We start from the raw sequence: 19,665 nt of genomic DNA on the forward strand, positions 1-19,665 counted from the left end.
GCACGACAGGAGGACGGACAGGCGATTGCCCGGCCCCAACCGGTGGGTGCGCGGCGCCGGGGGCCCGGGGCGCTGGCTACGATGGGCCAGCCGGTGGCCGATGTGGCCGCGCGGCCCAGCGACCCTCCGGGAAGGCCATGCTGAACAAGTACGCGCGTGCTTTCTTCACGCGTGTTCTCACGCCATTCGCCGCGTTCCTCCTCCGGCGGGGGGTGAGCCCGGACGCGGTCACCCTGATCGGCACGGCCGGAGTGGTGGCGGGAGCACTGGTCTTCTTCCCCCGGGGGGAGTTCTTCTGGGGCACCATCACCATCACCCTGTTCGTGTTCTCCGACCTGGTGGACGGGAACATGGCCCGCCAGGCGGGCGTCTCCAGCCGCTGGGGCGCCTTCCTCGACTCCACGCTCGACCGGGTGGCCGACGCGGCGATCTTCGGCGGCCTCGCGCTCTGGTACGCGGGCAACGGGAACGACAACGTGCTGTGCGCGGTGGCGATCTTCTGCCTGGCCAGCGGCCAGGTGGTCTCGTACACGAAGGCCCGCGGCGAGTCGATCGGGCTGCCGGTGGCCGTCAACGGGCTCATCGAGCGTGCCGAGCGACTCGTGATCTCGCTGGTCGCGGCCGGTCTGTCCGGGCTCCAGACCTTCGGGGTGCCCTCGTGGATCGGGGTGCTGCTGCCGATCGCGCTGTGGGTCGTCGCGGTGGGCTCGCTCGTCACGCTGGTCCAGCGGGTGGTCACCGTACGCCGTGAGGCGGCGGAGGCCGACGCCGCGGCCGCCGTGTCCGAAGGCGGCGCGGCCTGATGGCCGGCCGGGTGCAGGACAGGCTGGTCGACGCCGTGTACGGCCTCGGCTGGGCCGGGGTGAAGAAGCTGCCGGAGCCCGCCGCGGTGGCCCTCGGGCGCCGGATCGCCGACTACGCGTGGAAGAAGCGCGGCAAGAGCGTGCTGCGGCTGGAGTCGAACCTCTCCCGCGTCGTACCGGACGCCGGGCCGGAGCGGCTGCGCGAGCTCTCGAAGGCCGGCATGCGCTCGTACATGCGCTACTGGATGGAATCCTTCCGGCTGCCGACGATGGAGACCAGCCGCTTCGGCCAGGACGTCCAGATGAAGGACGAGCACATCCTGCGCGAGGCCCTCGCCTCCGGCCGCGGGGTCGTCGTGGCCCTGCCGCACCTGGCCAACTGGGACCTCGCCGGCGCGTGGGCCGTCGGCCACCTCGGCGTCCCCTTCACCACGGTCGCCGAGCGGCTCAAGCCCGAGAGCCTCTTCGACCGCTTCGTGGCCTACCGCGAGAGCCTCGGCATGGAGGTCCTGCCGCACACGGGCGGCGCCGCCTTCGGCACCCTCGCCCGCAGGCTCCGCTCCGGCGGGCTGGTCTGCCTGGTGGCGGACCGCGACCTGTCCGCCTCCGGCGTGGAGGTGGACTTCTTCGGCTCCGCGGCGCGGATGCCGGCCGGTCCCGCGCTGCTGGCCCAGCAGACGGGGGCGGTGCTGCTCCCGGCAACGCTGTACTACGGGGACACGCCCAAGATGTACGGCCGGATCCACCCCGAGGTGACGGTGCCGCAGGCCGGTACCCGGACCGAGAAGACCACCGCCATGACCCAGGCGCTGGCGGACGCCTTCGCGTCGGGCATCTCCGAGCACCCGGAGGACTGGCACATGCTGCAGCGGCTGTGGCTGGACGACCTGGAGGAACGCGCTCAGTGAAGATCGGCATCGTGTGCCCGTACTCCTGGGACGTACCGGGCGGCGTCCAGTTCCACATCCGCGACCTCGCCGAGCACCTGATCCGCCTCGGCCACGAGGTGTCGGTGCTGGCCCCGGCGGACGACGAGACGCCGCTGCCGCCGTACGTGGTCTCGGCGGGGCGGGCGGTGCCGGTGCCGTACAACGGGTCGGTGGCCCGGCTGAACTTCGGCTTCCTGTCGGCGGCGCGGGTACGGCGCTGGCTGCACGACGGCGTCTTCGACGTGATCCACATCCACGAGCCGGCCTCGCCCTCGCTGGGCCTGCTGTCCTGCTGGGCGGCCCAGGGCCCGATCGTCGCCACCTTCCACACCTCGAACCCGCGCTCGCGGGCCATGATCGCCGCGTACCCGATCCTCCAGCCGGCGCTGGAGAAGATCAGCGCGCGGATCGCGGTGAGCGAGTACGCGCGCCGCACGCTCGTGGAGCACCTGGGCGGGGACGCCGTGGTCATCCCCAACGGCGTCGACGTGGACTTCTTCGCCAAGGCCGAGCCGAACCCCGACTGGTCCGGGCAGACCCTCGGCTTCATCGGCCGGATCGACGAGCCGCGCAAGGGCCTCCCCGTGCTCATGGCGGCGTTCCCCAAGATCGTGGAGGCCTGCCCCGGCGTACGGCTGCTCGTGGCGGGCCGCGGCGACGAGGAGGAGGCCGTCGCCTCCCTCCCCGCGGACCTGCGCGGACGGGTGGAATTCCTCGGCATGGTCTCCGACGAGGACAAGGCGCGGCTGCTGCGCAGCGTCGACGTGTACGTGGCCCCGAACACGGGCGGCGAGAGCTTCGGCATCATCCTGGTCGAGGCCCTGTCGGCGGGCGCCGCGGTGCTGGCCTCCGACCTGGACGCGTTCGCGCAGGTCCTCGACCAGGGCTCGGCGGGGGAACTGTTCTCCAACGAGGACGCCGACGCGCTGGCCGCCGGCGCGGTGGCCCTGCTCGGCGACCCGGAGCGGCGCGCGGAACTCAGCGCCCGCGGCTCGGCTCACGTACGCCGCTTCGACTGGTCGACGGTCGGCGCGGACATCCTCGCGGTCTACGAGACGGTGACGGACGGCGCGGCGGCGGTGGCCACGGACGAGCGCGTGCGCCTGCGCACCCGCCTGGGCCTGACCCGGGACACGTAGCCGCGCGAGGGGCACCTCCGGGAGGAGGGTATTGTCGCGGGCCGTGATCGAAACCCTTGTCTGGACCGTCCTGGCGCTCGGCGCCATCGGGGTCTACCTCAGCTGGACCGCCGGACGGCTGGACCGGCTCCACTCGCGGATGGACGCCGCCCGCGCCGCCCTCGACGCGCAGCTCGTACGGCGCGCCTCGGTGGTGCTCGAAGTGGCCACCTCCGGAGTGCTCGACCCCGCTTCCTCGATCGTCCTGTACGAGGCCGCCCACGCCGCCCGCCAGGCCGAGGAGGAGCAGCGCGAGGTCGCCGAGAGCGAGCTGAGCCAGGCGCTGCGCGCGGTGTTCGCCGACGCCGACCAGGTGGACCTGCTCAAGGCCGCCCCCGGCGGCGAGGCGGCCGCCGAGGAGCTGGCCGCGGCCGTCCGCCGGGTGCCCATGGCGCGCCGGTTCCACAACGACGCCGTACGGGCCGCCCGCGCGCTGCGCAGGCACCGCAAGGTCCGCTGGTTCCGGCTGGCCGGCCACGCCCCGTTCCCGCTCGCCTTCGAGATGGACGACGAGCCGCCGGCGGATCTCGCCGACCGGCCGTAGCGACGTCCCTGAGCGGAACGCGTCACCCCCACTTGTACCCAAAGGCCAAGTTGAAAGGAGCCACCGGCTCCTCATTGGCCCTTGCGGTGGACTGGTCGGGAGCGGTTTGCTCGGCGAGTACCACCGCAGCACTTGCGCGGCGTACCACTGCAGCGCCCGTCTTCCCTTCGAGTGAGGTCAATCCGTGAGCACGCTTCCCTCCACCCCGCAGTCCGCTGAGTCCGCGATCGGCACCTCCCGCGTCAAGCGCGGCATGGCCGAGCAGCTCAAGGGCGGCGTGATCATGGACGTGGTCAACGCCGAGCAGGCGAAGATCGCCGAGGACGCCGGCGCCGTGGCCGTCATGGCCCTGGAGCGGGTCCCCGCCGACATCCGCAAGGACGGCGGCGTGGCGCGCATGTCGGACCCGAACATGATCGAAGAGATCATCGAGGCCGTCTCCATCCCCGTCATGGCCAAGTCCCGCATCGGCCACTTCGTCGAGGCCCAGGTCCTGCAGTCCCTCGGCGTCGACTACATCGACGAGTCCGAGGTCCTGACCCCGGCAGACGAGGTCAACCACTCCGACAAGTGGGCGTTCACCACCCCCTTCGTCTGCGGTGCCACCAACCTGGGCGAGGCCCTGCGCCGCATCGCCGAGGGCGCGGCCATGATCCGCTCGAAGGGCGAGGCCGGCACGGGCAACGTCGTCGAGGCCGTCCGCCACCTGCGCCAGATCAAGAACGAGATCGCCCGCCTGCGCGGCTACGACAACAACGAGCTGTTCGCCGCCGCCAAGGAGCTGCGCGCCCCGTACGAGCTCGTCAAGGAGGTCGCCGAGCTCGGCAAGCTCCCGGTCGTGCTGTTCTCCGCCGGTGGCGTCGCCACCCCGGCCGACGCCGCGCTCATGCGCCAGCTCGGTGCCGAGGGCGTCTTCGTCGGCTCCGGCATCTTCAAGTCGGGCGACCCGGCCAAGCGCGCCGCCGCCATCGTGAAGGCCACCACCTTCTACGACGACCCGAAGATCATCGCGGACGCCTCCCGCAACCTGGGCGAGGCCATGGTCGGCATCAACTGCGACACCCTCCCCGAGGCCGAGCGCTACGCCAACCGCGGCTGGTAGTCATGACCAACCCCGTGATCGGTGTCCTGGCCCTCCAGGGCGATGTACGGGAGCACCTGATCGCCCTGGCCGCGGCGGACGCCGTGGCCAGGCCGGTCCGGCGCCCCGAGGAGCTCGCCGAGGTCGACGCCCTGGTGATCCCCGGCGGCGAGTCCACGACGATGTCGAAGCTCGCCGTCCTGTTCGGCATGCTGGAGCCGCTGCGCGAGCGGGTGAAGGCCGGCATGCCGGTGTACGGCACCTGCGCAGGCATGATCATGCTCGCCGACAAGCTGCTCGACGGCCGTGACGACCAGGAGACCCTGGGCGGCATCGACATGATCGTGCGCCGCAACGCCTTCGGCCGGCAGAACGAGTCCTTCGAAGCGAAGATCGATTTCGCGGGCATAGGGGGAGGCCCCGTCGAGGGCGTCTTCATCCGCGCCCCGTGGGTGGAGTCGGTCGGCGCCGCCGCCGAGGTGCTCGCCACGTACGACGGCCACACCGTCGCCGTGCGCCAGGGCAACGTCCTCGCCACCTCGTTCCACCCCGAGCTGACCGGAGACGACCGGGTTCACGCCTACTTCGTCGACATGGTGCGCGCGGGGCTGTAAACAGGTCCCGGTAGGATCTCAGGTGCACACTGTTGGTTACGCGAAGGAGACAGGCGGATGTCCGGCCACTCTAAATGGGCTACGACGAAGCACAAGAAGGCCGTGATCGATGCCAAGCGCGGCAAGCTCTTCGCGAAGCTGATCAAGAACATCGAGGTCGCGGCCCGTATGGGCGGTGCCGACATCGACGGCAACCCGACCCTTTTCGACGCCATCCAGAAGGCCAAGAAGAGCTCGGTCCCGAACAAGAACATCGACTCCGCGGTCAAGCGCGGCGGCGGTCTCGAAGCCGGCGGCGCCGACTACGAGACGATCATGTACGAAGGCTACGGCCCGAACGGTGTCGCGGTGCTCATCGAGTGCCTCACCGACAACCGCAACCGCGCCGCGTCCGACGTCCGCGTCGCCATGACCCGCAACGGCGGTTCGATGGCCGACCCGGGCTCGGTCTCGTACCTGTTCAACCGCAAGGGCGTCGTCCTGCTGCCCAAGGGCGAGCTCTCCGAGGACGACGTCCTGGAGACCGTGCTCGAAGCCGGTGCCGAAGAGGTCAACGACAACGGTGACACCTTCGAGATCATCAGCGAGCCCACCGACATGGTCGCGGTGCGCACCGCGCTCCAGGAGGCGGGCATCGACTACGACTCGGCCGACTCCAGCTTCGTCCCGACCATGCAGGTCGAGCTGGACGAAGACGGCGCGCGCAAGATCTTCAAGCTGATCGACGCGCTGGAGGACAGCGACGACGTGCAGAACGTCTTCGCCAACTTCGACGTCTCCGACGAGGTCATGGAGAAGGTCGACGCCTGATCGGGCATCAGCGGCGGGCCGGCGGGGACACACCCCGCCGGCCCGCCGCTTTGTCAGTGCCACCGGTTAGCCTGCACGCACTGGCAACCGACGGACTGTGGGGGGTGGTGAAGTGCGCGTACTCGGCGTGGACCCGGGACTGACCCGGTGCGGTGTCGGCGTGGTCGAGGGGGTCGCCGGCCGCCCGCTGACGATGCTCGCGGTGGGGGTCGTACGGACGCCCGCGGACGCGGAGTTGGGACACCGGCTCGTCGCGATCGAGCAGGGCATCGAGGAGTGGCTGGACCTCCACCGGCCCGAAGTCGTCGCCGTGGAGCGGGTGTTCAGCCAGCACAACGTGAGCACCGTGATGGGCACCGCCCAGGCGAGCGCCGTCGCCATGCTGTGCGCGGCGCGCCGCGGGATACCGGTCGCCCTGCACACCCCCAGTGAGGTCAAGGCCGCCGTCACCGGCTCCGGCCGGGCCGACAAGGCGCAGGTCGGAGCGATGGTGACCCGGCTGCTGCGGCTGTCCGCCCCGCCCAAGCCCGCCGACGCCGCGGACGCCCTCGCCCTCGCCATCTGCCACATCTGGCGGGCCCCCGCCCAGAACCGCCTCCAGCAGGCGGTCGCCCAGCACGCCCTGCACGCCTCGAAAGGCCGCCCCTCATGATCGCCTTCGTCAGCGGCCCGGTCGCCGCGCTCGCCCCCACCCTGGCCGTGATCGAGGTCGGGGGAGTGGGCATGGCCGTGCAGTGCACGCCGAACACCATCGCCGGCCTGCGGATGGGGGAGACGGCGCGCCTCGCCACGTCGCTGGTCGTACGGGAGGACTCGCTGACGCTGTACGGCTTCGCGGACGACGACGAGCGGCAGGTCTTCGAGCTGCTCCAGACGGCGAGCGGGGTCGGACCGCGCCTCGCGCAGGCGATGCTCGGGGTGCACAGCCCGGACGCGCTGCGCCTGGCCGTCGAGTCGGGGGACGAGAAGGCCCTGACGGCCGTGCCCGGCATCGGGAAGAAGGGCGCGCAGAAGCTGCTGCTGGAGCTCAAGGGGAAGCTGGGGGCGGCGACCCGGGTGGTCGGGGCCCAGCGCGCCGCGGCATCCGGACCGGCCCCCTGGACGGAGCAGCTCACGGCCGCGCTCATCGGGCTCGGCTACGCGGCGAGGGACGCGGAGGACGCCGTCGACGCCGTGACGCCGCAGGCGGAGGCGGCCATCGCCGCCGGCGGCAGCGCCCCCGTACCGCAGCTGCTGCGCGCCGCCCTCCAGTCCCTGAACCGCACCCGCTGACCCCCTCGGGGTCCCGGACGGGGAACGACCAACCGCAATGACGCAGAAGGCAGACTGAGCACGTGAACTGGGATGACGAGAGCGACGACCGGATCGTCGCGGCGGCCGCGGACGGCGAGGACACCGCCGTCGAGGCGGCCCTGCGGCCCAAGGACCTCGGCGAGTTCGTCGGCCAGGAGAAGGTCCGCCAGCAGCTCGACCTGGTGCTGAAGGCGGCCCGCCAGCGCGGGGCCACCGCCGACCACGTGCTGCTCTCCGGCGCGCCCGGGCTCGGCAAGACCACCCTCTCCATGATCATCGCTGCCGAGATGGGCGCGCCCATCCGGATCACCTCGGGCCCCGCCATCCAGCACGCCGGGGACCTCGCCGCGATCCTCTCCTCCCTCCAGGAGGGCGAGGTCCTCTTCCTCGACGAGATCCACCGCATGTCCCGGCCCGCCGAGGAGATGCTCTACATGGCCATGGAGGACTTCCGCGTCGACGTGATCGTCGGCAAGGGACCCGGGGCCACCGCCATCCCGCTGGAGCTGCCGCCCTTCACCCTCGTCGGGGCCACCACCCGCGCCGGCCTCCTCCCGCCGCCGCTGCGCGACCGCTTCGGCTTCACCGGGCACATGGAGTTCTACGCCCCCGAGGAGCTGGAACGCGTCATCCACCGCTCCGCCCGCCTCCTGGACGTGGAGATCGACACCGCCGGCGCCGCCGAGATCGCCGGCCGCTCCCGCGGCACCCCGCGCATCGCCAACCGCCTGCTGCGCCGCGTCCGCGACTACGCGCAGGTCAGGGCCGACGGGGTGATCACCCGCGAGGTGGCCGGCACCGCACTCCAGGTCTACGAGGTCGACGCGCGCGGCCTCGACCGCCTCGACCGCGCCGTGCTCGAAGCCCTGCTCAAGCTCTTCGGGGGCGGCCCGGTGGGACTGTCCACCCTCGCCGTCGCGGTGGGCGAGGAGCGGGAGACCGTCGAGGAGGTCGCCGAGCCGTTCCTCGTACGGGAGGGCCTGCTGGCCCGTACCCCGCGCGGGCGGGTCGCGACCCCCGCCGCGTGGGCGCACCTGGGCCTCGTACCGCCCCACCAGCAAGGGAGTGGATCAAGCGGACAACAGGGCTTGTTCGGGGCCTGACGGCGCGGAGGTTCGCCCCCTCAGGAACTGCGGTGCCATGCTGGGCGTTGTTCCATCGGTGCGGACTCGCCTAGACTCCGCCGATGCCGACCCTTCGGGTCGGCGTGCCCACCCCCGTAGAAATTGGCCGTCTCCCGTGCGGTCGTGCGAAGGATCTCCGTCCCGTGAATCTCGTGACACTCCTCCCGTTCATCGTGCTCATCGGGGCGATGTTCCTGATGACCCGCTCCGCGAAGAAGAAGCAGCAGGCGGCCGCGCAGATGCGCGACCACATGGCCCCGGGCGCCGGCGTCCGCACCATCGGCGGCATGTACGCCACGGTGAAGGAAGTCGGCGAGGACACCGTCACCCTTGAGGTGGCCCCCGGCGTCCACGCGATCTACGCGAAGAACTCCATCGGCGCCGTCCTGGAGGACGCGGAGTACAACCGCATCGTCCACGGCGCCAGTGATGATCTGACGATCGACACGCCGGTCGTTCCGGACGACGCCTCCTCGCTGACGCTCGACAAGGACGCGGACAAGAGCGCGGACGAGGCCGACGCCCCGAAGCTCGACCTGGGCAAGAAGGACGCTCCCGAGGCCGAAGAGCCGAAGGACGCCCGGCCCGAGGGCGACGAGCCCAAGGACGGCAAGGCCGACGGCGAGGCCGGCGCGAAGTAACGCGCGGCCGGGGACCGGGCAGGCGCCTGACCGGCGGCCGCCGCGGTCCCCGTCAGTGACACTTCTGCGGGGGGCAGGGGTCCCCACCACACATTTCGTGGCCGTCCGCGCGCTGACCCGGCGCAGGGCGGTTGGACAGGGAGATACGACAAGGTGGCAGCACCGAAGAAGGGCCGGCGGCCCACGGGGGCTCAGGGGAGGCCGGGGCGCGCCCTGGCGATCATCCTGATCGCGATGGTGGCGCTCACCGCGGGGATGTTCCTCACGAAGCAGACGACTCCCCGGCTCGGCATCGACCTCGCGGGCGGTACGAGCATCACGCTCAAGGCCAAGAGCGAGCCCGGCAAGCCGGACGCGATCAACGAGACCAACATGAACACGGCGGTCGGCATCATCGAGCGCCGCGTCAACGGTCTCGGCGTGTCGGAGGCCGAGGTCCAGACGCAGGGCCGCGACCACATCATCGTGAACATCCCCAAGGGGACGAACGAGAAGCAGGCCCGCGAGCAGGTCGGCACCACCGCCCAGCTCTACTTCCGCCCGGTCCTGGCCTTCGCCGACGGCGCCCCGGCGGCCCCCCAGGGCACGCCGAGCCCGTCCGCGAGCACCTCCGGTGCCCCGAAGGCCGAGAGCAGCGGCAAGCCCGGCGCCTCGGCCAGCCCGTCGTCCAGCGCCACTTCCCAGGGCCGTGTGCTCAGCGAGGCCCTCAAGGCCCCGGCCGCCACCGCCTCTCCCTCGCCCTCGGCGAGCGAGTCGAAGAAGGCAGACGACAAGGCGCCGGCCCCCACCCCGGCCCCGACGGGCGTCGAGGCGGCCGCCGCCGACCTCCAGGCGAAGTTCGCCGCGCTCGACTGCACCAACGAGGCGCAGCGCGCCGCGGCCGGCAAGGGCGTCAAGCCCGAGGACGCGACCGTTGCCTGTGGCAAGCGCGGCGACGCCTGGGGCAAGTGGATCCTCGGCCCGGTCGGTGTGTCCGGTACGGACGTGAAGGACGCCAAGGGACAGATCAACCCCCAGACGGGGCAGTGGATCGTCACCATGCAGTTCACCGACAAGGGCGCGGACAAGTTCGCCAAGATCACCGGTGAGCTCGCCACCAAGCAGATGCCGCAGAACCAGTTCGCCATCGTGCTCGACGGCGAGGTCGTCTCCGACCCGTCCGTCAGCCAGGCGCTGACCGGCGGCAACGCCGAGATCTCCGGCGGCTTCACCCAGCAGTCCGCGATGGACCTGGGCAACATGCTCTCGTACGGCGCCCTGCCGCTGACCTTCCAGGAGGACAGCGTCACCACCGTCACCGCCGCGCTCGGCGGCGAGCAGCTGAAGGCCGGTCTCATCGCCGGTGCCATCGGCCTCATCCTCGTGGTGATCTACCTGCTCGTGTACTACCGGGGCCTGGCCTTCATCGCCATCGTCAGCCTCCTGGTGTCCGCGATCCTCACCTACACGATCATGGCGCTGCTCGGAAAGGGCATCGGCTTCGCGCTGAACCTGCCCGCCGTCTGCGGTGCGATCGTCGCGATCGGCATCACGGCGGACTCGTTCATCGTCTACTTCGAACGCATCCGCGACGAGATCCGCGAGGGCCGCACGCTGCGTCCCGCCGTGGAGCGGGCCTGGCCGCGCGCCCGGCGCACCATCCTGGTCTCCGACTTCGTGTCGTTCCTGGCCGCCGCGGTGCTGTTCATCGTCACCGTCGGCAAGGTGCAGGGCTTCGCCTTCACCCTGGGTCTGACCACCGTGCTCGACGTGGTCGTGGTGTTCCTCTTCACCAAGCCGATCATGACCCTGTTCGCCCGTACGAAGTTCTTCTCCAGCGGCCACCCCTGGTCCGGCCTGGATCCGAAGCGGCTCGGCGCCAAGCCGCCGCTGCGCCGGTCCCGCCGCACCGGCTCCGGTTCCGGTTCCGGTTCCGTCACCGCTCCCGTCGACGTAAAGGAGGCGTGAGAGATGTCGAAGCTGGGAGATCTCGGCGCCAAGCTGTACCGCGGCGAGGTCGGCTACGACTTCGTCGGCAAGCGCTTCGTCTGGTACGGCGTTTCCATCCTGATCACCATCACGGCGATCGTGGCCCTGGCCGTTCAGGGCCTCAACATGGGCATCGAGTTCAAGGGCGGTGCCGTCTTCACCACCCCGAAGACGGCCGTGTCGGTGACCCAGGCCACCGAGGACGCCGAGAAGGCCTCCGGCCACCAGGCGATCGTCCAGAAGCTCGGCAACGGCACCCTGCGCATCCAGATCTCCAGCCTGGACCCCGCGCAGGCCAACGCCGTCAAGACCAAGCTCGCGGCCGACCTCAAGGTGCCCGAGGCCGACATCAACGCGGACCTGGTCGGCCCCAGCTGGGGTGACCAGATCGCGAACAAGGCCTGGACCGGCCTCGGCATCTTCATGGTCCTCGTGGTGATCTACCTGGCCATCGCCTTCGAGTGGCGGATGGCCGTCGCCGCGCTGATCGCCCTGATCCACGACCTCACCATCACCGTCGGCGTGTACGCGCTGGTCGGCTTCGAGGTCACACCGGGCACCGTGATCGGTCTGCTGACGATCCTCGGTTACTCCCTCTACGACACCGTCGTCGTCTTCGACGGTCTGAAGGAGGGCTCGAAGGACATCACCAAGCAGACCCGGTACACCTTCAGCGAGGTCGCGAACCGCAGCATCAACGGCACCCTGGTCCGTTCGATCAACACCACCGTCGTGGCGCTGCTCCCGGTCGGGGCGCTGCTCTTCATCGGCGGCGGCCTCCTGGACGCCGGCATGCTGAACGACATCTCGCTGTCGCTGTTCGTCGGACTCGCGGCCGGTGCGTACTCCTCGATCTTCATCGCGACCCCGCTGGTCGTGGACCTCAAGGAGCGCGAGCCGGCGATGAAGGCGCTGAAGAAGCGGGTGCTCGCCAAGCGGGCCGCCGCGGCGGCCAAGGGCGAGTCCCCGGAGGACGAGGGCTTCGAGGCCGCCGACGCCCCCCAGGTCGTGGCCCAGGGCCGTGCCGGGCGGCGCCGGTGAGCACGCTCTCCCCCGAGGTGCGCGAACTGCTGCTCAGCCGGATCAAGGACGTGGCGGACTACCCGAAGCCGGGCGTGATGTTCAAGGACATCACCCCGCTGCTGGCCGACCCGAAGGCCTTCGCGGCCCTGACGGACGCGCTGGTGGAGCTGGCCGGGCAGTACGGCGCGACGAAGATCGTCGGGCTGGAGGCGCGCGGGTTCATCCTCGCGGCGCCGGTGGCGGTCCAGGCGGGCATCGGCTTCGTGCCGGTGCGCAAGGCCGGGAAACTGCCGGGTGCGACGCTCGCGCAGTCGTACGAGCTGGAGTACGGCACGGCGGAGATCGAGGTCCACGCCGAGGACCTGTCGGCCGGCGACCGGGTCATGGTCATCGACGACGTGCTGGCCACGGGCGGCACCGCCGAGGCCTCGCTCTCGCTGATCCGGCGGGCCGGGGCGGAGGTCGCCGGGGTCGCGGTCCTGATGGAGCTGTCGTTCCTGCCGGGCCGCGAGCGGCTGGCCGGCGCCCTTGAGCGGGCCCCGCTGGACGCGCTGATCGTCGTCTGACGACACCGACCGTGAAGCGGGCGGGTACCGGGACATCCCGGTACCCGCCCGCTTCGGCGTACGCGGCGGGCGGGGAACCGGGTCGGGGCTCGGGGAACGGGCCGCGGGAACCATCGCTACCATTGGTTGTCCGGACCTGACCGGGGCCCCGGATCCTCCCCGGACTCCGTCCAGGGGACCCCCAGAGGAGCGCTCTTGCCAGACGAGGTCCAGCCACTCTCCGCCGCGCAGCCCGACCCGCAGGCCGAGCGGGCCGCGACGCCCCCCGCCACGCCCCCGCCGGCCCCGGCACCGCCCGTGAAGCCGGCGCCCGCGAAGCCCGCGCCCGCGAAGTCGGCCGGGTCCTCCAACCGCGTGCGCGCCCGGCTCGCCCGCCTCGGCGTCCAGCGTTCCAACCCGTACAACCCGGTACTGGAACCCCTGCTCCGCATAGTCCGCAGCAACGACCCGAAGATCGAGACGGCCACGCTGCGCCAGATCGAGCAGGCGTACCAGGTCGCCGAGCGCTGGCACCGCGGCCAGAAGCGCAAGAGCGGCGACCCGTACATCACCCACCCGCTCGCGGTGACCACCATCCTCGCCGAGCTCGGCATGGACCCGGCCACCCTGATGGCCGGGCTGCTGCACGACACCGTCGAGGACACCGAGTACGGGCTGGAGGACCTGCGCCGCGACTTCGGCGACGCCGTGGCCCTGCTCGTCGACGGAGTCACCAAGCTGGACCGGGTCAAGTTCGGCGAGGCCGCGCAGGCCGAGACCGTGCGCAAGATGGTCGTCGCCATGGCCAAGGACCCGCGCGTCCTGGTCATCAAGCTCGCCGACCGCCTGCACAACATGCGGACCATGCGCTACCTCAAGCGGGAGAAGCAGGAGAAGAAGGCCCGCGAGACCCTTGAGATCTACGCCCCGCTGGCGCACCGGCTGGGCATGAACACGATCAAGTGGGAGCTGGAAGACCTCGCCTTCGCGATCCTCTACCCCAAGATGTACGACGAGATCGTCCGCCTCGTCGCCGAGCGCGCGCCCAAGCGCGACGAGTACCTCACCGTCGTCACCGACGAGGTCCAGACCGACCTCCGCGCCGCCCGCATCAAGGCCACCGTCACCGGCCGCCCCAAGCACTACTACAGCGTCTACCAGAAGATGATCGTCCGCGGCCGTGACTTCGCGGAGATCTACGACCTGGTGGGCATCCGCGTCCTCGTGGACACCGTCCGGGACTGCTACGCGGCCCTCGGTACGGTGCACGCGCGCTGGAACCCGGTCCCCGGCCGGTTCAAGGACTACATCGCGATGCCCAAGTTCAACATGTACCAGTCGCTCCACACGACGGTCATCGGACCCAGCGGCAAGCCGGTCGAACTCCAGATCCGCACGTTCGACATGCACCGCCGAGCCGAGTACGGCATCGCCGCGCACTGGAAGTACAAGCAGCAGACCGTCGCCGGCACCTCCAAGGTCCGCACCGACGTCCCGCAGGCCGCCAAGGGCAGCGCCGGCCAGGACACGGTCAACGACATGGCCTGGCTGCGCCAGCTGCTCGACTGGCAGAAGGAGACCGAGGACCCGGGCGAGTTCCTCGACTCGCTGCGCTTCGACCTCTCCCGCAACGAGGTCTTCGTCTTCACGCCCAAGGGCGACGTCATCGCCCTGCCGGCCGGGGCCACCCCGGTGGACTTCGCGTACGCCGTCCACACCGAGGTCGGCCACCGCACCATAGGCGCCCGCGTCAACGGCCGCCTCGTCCCGCTCGAATCGACCCTGGACAACGGCGACCTCGTCGAGGTCTTCACCTCCAAGGCCGAGGGCGCGGGTCCCTCCCGCGACTGGCTGGGCTTCGTCAAGTCCCCGCGCGCCCGCAACAAGATCCGCGCCTGGTTCTCCAAGGAGCGCCGCGAGGAGGCCATCGAGCACGGCAAGGACGCCATCGCGCGGGCCATGCGCAAGCAGAACCTGCCGATCCAGCGCATCCTCACCGGCGACTCGCTCGTCACCCTCGCGCACGAGATGCGCTACCCCGACATCTCCTCCCTGTACGCGGCGATCGGCGAGGGCCACGTGGCCGCGCAGGGCGTCGTACAGAAGCTGGTGCAGGCCCTCGGCGGCGAGGAAGCGGCCAACGAGGACATCGAGGAGAGCGTCCCGCCCTCCCGGACCCGGGGCACGCGCCGCAAGAACGCCGACCCGGGCGTGGTCGTCAAGGGCGTCGACGACGTGTGGGTCAAGCTGGCCCGCTGCTGCACCCCGGTCCCGGGCGACCCGATCGTCGGCTTCGTGACGCGCGGCAGCGGCGTATCGGTTCACCGGGCGGACTGCGTCAACGTGGACTCCCTCTCGCAGGAGCCCGAGCGGATGCTGGAGGTCGAGTGGGCCCCCACCCAGTCCTCCGTCTTCCTGGTCGCCATCCAGGTCGAGGCGCTGGACCGGTCCCGGCTGCTCTCGGACGTCACCCGGGTCCTGTCGGACCAGCACGTGAACATCCTCTCCGCGGCCGTCCAGACCTCCCGCGACCGCGTGGCCACCTCCCGCTTCACCTTCGAGATGGGCGACCCGAAGCACCTGGGCCACGTCCTGAAGGCCGTAAGGGGCGTCGAGGGCGTCTACGACGTCTACCGCGTCACCTCGGCCCGGCGGCCGTAGCCGGCCGCCCGGGCGCTCGCAGCGCACGTACGAGGCCCCGGTACGCAATCGCGTACCGGGGCCTCGTGCACGTACGGGCGCCGACTAGCCGCCGAACTCCTCCAGACCCTTCAGGGCCTGGTCGAGCAGGGCCTGGCGGCCCTCCAGCTCGCGCGACAGCTTGTCGGCCTTCGCGTTGTTGCCCGCGGCGCGGGCCGCGTCGATCTGCTCACGCAGCTTGTCGACCGCCGCCTGGAGCTGACCCGTCAGACCGGCCGCACGGGCCCGCGCCTCCGGGTTCGTACGACGCCACTCGCCCTCCTCGGCCTCCTGGATCGCCCGCTCCACCGCGTGCATCCGGCCCTCGACCTTCGGCCGGGCGTCGCGCGGCACGTGGCCGATGGCCTCCCAGCGCTCGTTGAGGGAGCGGAACGCCGCCCGGGCCGCCTTCAGGTCCGTGATCGGGACGAGCTTCTCGGCCTCGTCGGCCAGCTCCTCCTTCAGCTTCAGGTTCTCCACCTGCTCGGCGTCGCGCTCCGCGAACACCTCGCCGCGCGCCGCGAAGAACACGTCCTGCGCACCGCGGAAACGGTTCCACAGATCGTCCTCGGACTCGCGCTGCGCCCGGCCCGCCGCCTTCCAGTCCGCCATCAGCTCGCGGTAGCGGGCGGCCGTCGGACCCCAGTCGGTCGACTTCGACAGCGACTCGGCCTCCGCGACCAGCCTCTCCTTGACCTTGCGGGCGTCCTCGCGCTGCGCGTCGAGCGAGGCGAAGTGCGCCTTGCGGCGCTTGGAGAAGGCGGAACGGGCGTGCGAGAAGCGGTGCCACAGCTCGTCGTCCGACTTGCGGTCCAGGCGCGGCAGACCCTTCCAGGTGTCCACCAGGGCCCGCAGCCGCTCGCCCGCGCTGCGCCACTGGTCGCTCTGCGCCAGCTGCTCGGCCTCGGCCACCAGCGCGTCCTTGGCCGCACGGGCCTCGTCCGTCTGCTTGGCCTTCTGGACCTTGCGCTCCTCGCGCCGCGAGTCCACCGTCGCGACCAGCTTGTCCAGCCGGACGCGCAGGGCGTCGAGGTCGCCCACGGCGTGGTGCTCTTCCACCTGCGTGCGCAGGTGGTCGATGGCCGTCTGCGCGTCCTTGGCGGACAGATCGGTGGTCCGCACCCGCCGTTCGAGGAGGCCGATCTCGACCACCAGGCCCTCGTACTTGCGCTCGAAGTAGGCCAGGGCCTCCTCGGGGGTGCCCGCCTGCCAGGAGCCGACGACCTTCTCGCCCTCGGCAGTACGCACGTACACGGTGCCCGTCTCGTCGACGCGGCCCCACGGGTCGCTGCTCACAGCGCCTCCTCCACCTGATGCCTGCGAGGGGTTCACCCCCTGGGCATCGTCCACAGTTTCCTGGGGCGGGCAGCGCCCGCCCTGCACAACGCCAACATAGGCGACCGCCGGGCCGGCTGTCCGCATCCCGCACGACGGAATATCGCCGTACGGGCCGGACGCCGGCCGGGCCCGGGGCCGCCGGAGCCCGTCAGTTCTGCGTGACGGTGCCCTTCTGGATGGTCACCGGGGTCTTCGGGGCCCCGTCCTGGCCGCCGTCGGCCGTACCGGCCTTGGCCACCTCCTCCAGCGCCTTCAGACCCGCCGCGTCGATCTTGCCGAACGGCGTGTACGACGGCGCCAGCGGGCTGTCCTTGTAGACCAGGAAGAACTGGCTGCCGCCGCTGTGCGGCTGGCCGGTATTGGCCATCGCCACCGTGCCCGCCGGGTAGATCACCTGGCCCTGCTCGTTCGGCTTGCCCAGCGAGTCGAGGTTCTCGTCCGCGATGGTGTAGCCGGGGCCGCCCATGCCCGAGCCCTCCGGGTCGCCGCACTGCAGCACGAAGATCCCGGAGGTGGTCAGGCGGTGGCACTTGGTGTTGTCGAAGAAGCCCTTGTCCGCGAGCGACTTGAACGAGTTGACGGTCTCCGGCGTCTTCGCCGCGTCCATCTCGAACTTGATCTCACCCGCGGTGGTCTTCAGGTCGAACGTGTACTTCGCGTTCTTGTCGATCGACATCGCCGGCGCGGGCGAGGTCTTCGGCGAGGGCGAGGCCGACGGGTTCGCCGCCGGGTCCGCCGCGCTGTCCTTCTTGTCCTTGTCGAAGACGCCGCCCACGACGAGGCCGACCAGCGTCGCGACCACCACGGCCACCGCCGCGCCGATCACCGCCGCCCGCTGCCGCGTCTTGCGGCGGGCCTCGGCCCGGCGCTTCTGCTGGCGCTCGTACTTCTCCCTGGCGAGCTGTCGCCGCCGCTGATCGCTCGTGACCACCGGGTCGTCTCCTTGTACGTGTATGGCACCGCTGTCCGGGCTCGGTTAGGCCGTACCGTATATGGGTTCGCTGTGGAACGAGCGGCGCCGGTAGGCTCTGAACAGCGGCATTCCGATCAGGGCCGCCGCCCAAGCTCCCGCCGGACGACGATTGAGGACGAACGTGCTGATTGCCGGGTTCCCCGCAGGGGCCTGGGGGACCAACTGTTACGTGGTCGCCCCCGCCGCCGGTGAGGAGTGCGTGATCATCGACCCGGGCCACCAGGCCACCCGGGGTGTCGAGGAGACGCTGAAGAAGCATCGGCTCAAGCCCGTCGCCGTCGTCCTCACCCACGGCCACATCGACCACGTGGCCTCGGTGGTCCCGGTGTGCGGAGCACACGACGTACCGGCGTGGATCCACCCCGAGGACCGCTTCATGATGAGCGACCCGGAGAAGGCGCTGGGCCGCTCCCTGGGAGCGCAGCTGATGGGCGAGCTCACCGTGGGGGAGCCCTCCGACGTGAAGGAGCTCACCGACGGCGCGAAGCTGGCGCTGGCGGGCATGGAGCTGACCGTGTCGCACGCGCCCGGGCATACGAAGGGGTCGGTGACCTTCGGGATGCCCGAGGCGGGGGACATCCCCCCGCTGCTGTTCTCGGGCGACCTGCTCTTCGCCGGCTCCATCGGACGGACCGACTTCCCGGGCGGCAGCCACGCGGACATGCTCGAATCGCTGGCCCGCGTGTGCCTGCCGCTCGACGACGCGACCGTGGTGCTGCCCGGTCACAACGAGCACACGACCATCGGCCGTGAGCGCGCCACCAACCCGTACCTGCGGCAGGTGGCCGCCGGCCTGGGAGACGGTTTCACGTCTCCACGACGAGGAATGTGACGAGAGTTTCGTGAGCACCTTCAAGGCCCCCAAGGGCACGTACGACCTGATCCCGCCGTACTCGGCGAAGTACCTGGCCGTCCGCGACGCCATCTCGGCCCCGCTGCGCAAGGCCGGGTACGGCTACATCGAGACGCCCGGCTTCGAGGACGTCAACCTGTTCGCGCGCGGTGTCGGGGAGTCCACCGACATCGTGACCAAGGAGATGTTCACCCTCACCACCAAGGGCGGCACCAACCTGGCCCTGCGCCCGGAGGGCACCGCCTCCGTGCTGCGCGCGGCGCTGGAGGCGAGCCTGCACAAGAAGGGCAACCTGCCGGTCAAGCTCTGGTACTCGGGCTCCTACTACCGGTACGAGCGCCCGCAGGCGGGCCGCTACCGCCACTTCTCGCAGGTCGGCGCCGAGGCGATCGGCGCCGAGGACCCGGCTCTGGACGCCGAGCTGATCATCCTGGCCGACCAGGCGTACCGCGCCCTCGGCCTGCGCAATTTCCGGATCCTGCTGAACTCGCTGGGCGACAAGGAGTGCCGCCCGGTGTACCGGGAGGCGCTCCAGGACTTCCTGCGCGGGCTGGACCTGGACGAGGAGACCGTCCGGCGGGCCGAGATCAACCCGCTGCGCGTCCTCGACGACAAGCGGTCCGAGGTGCAGAAGCAGCTCGTCGGCGCGCCGATGCTGCGGGACTACCTGTGCGACGCGTGCAAGGCGTACCACGAGGAGGTCCGGGCGCTGATCACGGCGGCCGGGGTCGCCTTCGAGGACGACGAGAAGCTGGTGCGCGGACTGGACTACTACACGCGGACCACCTTCGAGTTCGTCCACGGCGGTCTGGGCTCGCAGTCCGCCGTCGGCGGCGGCGGCCGCTACGACGGTCTGTCCGAGATGATCGGCGGACCGGCCCTCCCGTCGGTGGGCTGGGCGCTGGGCGTGGACCGTACGGTGCTGGCGCTCGAAGCGGAGGGCATCGAGCTGGACATCCCGCCGGCGACCTCGGTGTTCGCGGTGGCGCTGGGCGAGGCGAAGCCGGTGCTGTTCGGGCTGGTCACGGAGCTCCGCAAGGCCGGCGTCGCGGCCGACATCTCGTACGGGGGCAAGGGCCTCAAGGGCGCGATGAAGGACGCCAACCGGTCGGGCGCGCGCTTCGCGGTGATCGCGGGCGACCGCGACCTCGCCGAGGGAGTCGTCCAGCTGAAGGACATGGAGTCCGGGGAGCAGTCCCCGCTCGCCCTGGCGGACGTCGTCGAGTCCCTGCGCGCCAAGCTGGCCTGACGGGCCTCAGAGGAGGTCGT

At 71.0% G+C, this 19,665-nt stretch carries 19 protein-coding genes; 17 read left to right on the plus strand and 2 right to left on the minus strand.

Annotated elements, in window-relative coordinates; genetic code table 11:
* Positions 1 to 137 precede the first annotated feature (137 nt).
* The 15 genes from pgsA to ACFYXV_RS21620 all read left to right on the plus strand — a co-directional run bounded on the left by pgsA (position 138) and on the right by ACFYXV_RS21620 (position 15,214).
* Complete coding sequence (pgsA, locus tag ACFYXV_RS21550; protein ID WP_385476826.1) at positions 138 to 803, plus strand: phosphatidylinositol phosphate synthase; 666 nt, start codon at positions 138 to 140, stop codon at positions 801 to 803.
* A complete protein-coding gene (locus ACFYXV_RS21555) occupies positions 803 to 1,711 on the plus strand; it encodes a phosphatidylinositol mannoside acyltransferase (RefSeq protein WP_385476830.1) in 909 nt (302 codons plus the stop codon). The genes pgsA and ACFYXV_RS21555 overlap by 1 nt, the downstream gene beginning before the upstream one ends.
* Positions 1,708 to 2,871, plus strand: coding sequence for a glycosyltransferase family 4 protein (locus ACFYXV_RS21560; RefSeq protein WP_383341756.1), 1,164 nt, complete (start codon positions 1,708 to 1,710; stop codon positions 2,869 to 2,871). The genes ACFYXV_RS21555 and ACFYXV_RS21560 overlap by 4 nt, the downstream gene beginning before the upstream one ends.
* 43 nt (positions 2,872 to 2,914) lie before the next feature.
* Positions 2,915 to 3,454: a hypothetical protein gene (locus tag ACFYXV_RS21565; protein ID WP_383341759.1), complete on the plus strand. Its 540-nt coding sequence runs from the start codon at positions 2,915 to 2,917 to the stop codon at positions 3,452 to 3,454.
* A 184-nt stretch (positions 3,455 to 3,638) separates the two neighbouring features.
* Positions 3,639 to 4,556, plus strand: a complete 918-nt coding sequence (gene pdxS, locus ACFYXV_RS21570) for a pyridoxal 5'-phosphate synthase lyase subunit PdxS (protein ID WP_008740483.1) — start codon at positions 3,639 to 3,641, stop codon at positions 4,554 to 4,556.
* Between the two features lie 2 nt (positions 4,557 to 4,558).
* Positions 4,559 to 5,149 (plus strand): pyridoxal 5'-phosphate synthase glutaminase subunit PdxT, encoded by a 591-nt coding sequence (gene pdxT / locus ACFYXV_RS21575; RefSeq protein WP_385476835.1) that lies wholly within the window; start codon positions 4,559 to 4,561, stop codon positions 5,147 to 5,149.
* Between the two features lie 57 nt (positions 5,150 to 5,206).
* A complete protein-coding gene (locus ACFYXV_RS21580) occupies positions 5,207 to 5,959 on the plus strand; it encodes a YebC/PmpR family DNA-binding transcriptional regulator (RefSeq protein ID WP_383341765.1) in 753 nt (250 codons plus the stop codon).
* A gap of 112 nt (positions 5,960 to 6,071) precedes the next feature.
* Positions 6,072 to 6,611, plus strand: coding sequence for a crossover junction endodeoxyribonuclease RuvC (gene ruvC, locus ACFYXV_RS21585; protein ID WP_385474688.1), 540 nt, complete (start codon positions 6,072 to 6,074; stop codon positions 6,609 to 6,611).
* On the plus strand, positions 6,608 to 7,231 hold the full coding sequence (gene ruvA, locus ACFYXV_RS21590; RefSeq protein ID WP_383349888.1) for a Holliday junction branch migration protein RuvA: 624 nt from the start codon (positions 6,608 to 6,610) through the stop codon (positions 7,229 to 7,231). The genes ruvC and ruvA overlap by 4 nt, the downstream gene beginning before the upstream one ends.
* Before the next feature lie 62 nt (positions 7,232 to 7,293).
* A complete protein-coding gene (gene ruvB, locus ACFYXV_RS21595; RefSeq protein WP_366106742.1) occupies positions 7,294 to 8,355 on the plus strand; it encodes a Holliday junction branch migration DNA helicase RuvB in 1,062 nt (353 codons plus the stop codon).
* A gap of 164 nt (positions 8,356 to 8,519) precedes the next feature.
* Positions 8,520 to 9,017: a preprotein translocase subunit YajC gene (gene yajC, locus ACFYXV_RS21600; protein ID WP_383349886.1), complete on the plus strand. Its 498-nt coding sequence runs from the start codon at positions 8,520 to 8,522 to the stop codon at positions 9,015 to 9,017.
* Positions 9,018 to 9,170: 153 nt separating this feature from the next.
* Positions 9,171 to 10,964 (plus strand): protein translocase subunit SecD, encoded by a 1,794-nt coding sequence (secD, locus tag ACFYXV_RS21605; protein WP_385474685.1) that lies wholly within the window; start codon positions 9,171 to 9,173, stop codon positions 10,962 to 10,964.
* 3 nt (positions 10,965 to 10,967) lie between these two features.
* Positions 10,968 to 12,026, plus strand: coding sequence for a protein translocase subunit SecF (gene secF, locus ACFYXV_RS21610; RefSeq protein ID WP_385474683.1), 1,059 nt, complete (start codon positions 10,968 to 10,970; stop codon positions 12,024 to 12,026).
* Complete coding sequence (locus ACFYXV_RS21615; RefSeq protein WP_383349880.1) at positions 12,023 to 12,574, plus strand: adenine phosphoribosyltransferase; 552 nt, start codon at positions 12,023 to 12,025, stop codon at positions 12,572 to 12,574. The genes secF and ACFYXV_RS21615 overlap by 4 nt, the downstream gene beginning before the upstream one ends.
* Before the next feature lie 195 nt (positions 12,575 to 12,769).
* Entirely contained in the window at positions 12,770 to 15,214 is a 2,445-nt protein-coding gene (locus tag ACFYXV_RS21620) for a RelA/SpoT family protein (RefSeq protein WP_383349878.1), read from the plus strand.
* An 84-nt stretch (positions 15,215 to 15,298) separates the two neighbouring features.
* Here the strand turns inward: ACFYXV_RS21620 and ACFYXV_RS21625 are convergent, their stop codons facing one another.
* Together ACFYXV_RS21625 and ACFYXV_RS21630 are read right to left on the minus strand one after the other, a co-directional pair.
* Positions 15,299 to 16,528 (minus strand): DUF349 domain-containing protein, encoded by a 1,230-nt coding sequence (locus ACFYXV_RS21625; RefSeq protein ID WP_385474681.1) that lies wholly within the window; start codon positions 16,526 to 16,528, stop codon positions 15,299 to 15,301.
* A 190-nt stretch (positions 16,529 to 16,718) separates the two neighbouring features.
* On the minus strand, positions 16,719 to 17,501 hold the full coding sequence (locus ACFYXV_RS21630; RefSeq protein ID WP_383349874.1) for a peptidylprolyl isomerase: 783 nt from the start codon (positions 17,499 to 17,501) through the stop codon (positions 16,719 to 16,721).
* A gap of 163 nt (positions 17,502 to 17,664) precedes the next feature.
* Between ACFYXV_RS21630 and ACFYXV_RS21635 the strand changes: the two genes are divergently transcribed.
* The gene (locus tag ACFYXV_RS21635; protein WP_385474679.1) at positions 17,665 to 18,375 is read left to right on the plus strand and encodes an MBL fold metallo-hydrolase; all 711 of its coding nucleotides are present in this window, start codon (positions 17,665 to 17,667) and stop codon (positions 18,373 to 18,375) included.
* 10 nt (positions 18,376 to 18,385) lie between these two features.
* Positions 18,386 to 19,645, plus strand: coding sequence for a histidine--tRNA ligase (gene hisS, locus ACFYXV_RS21640; RefSeq protein WP_389383763.1), 1,260 nt, complete (start codon positions 18,386 to 18,388; stop codon positions 19,643 to 19,645).
* The last annotated feature ends 20 nt before the right edge of the window (positions 19,646 to 19,665 follow it).

This window comes from Streptomyces sp. NPDC002181 (assembly GCF_042890485.1).
Taxonomy (GTDB): Bacteria; Actinomycetota; Actinomycetes; order Streptomycetales; family Streptomycetaceae; genus Streptomyces.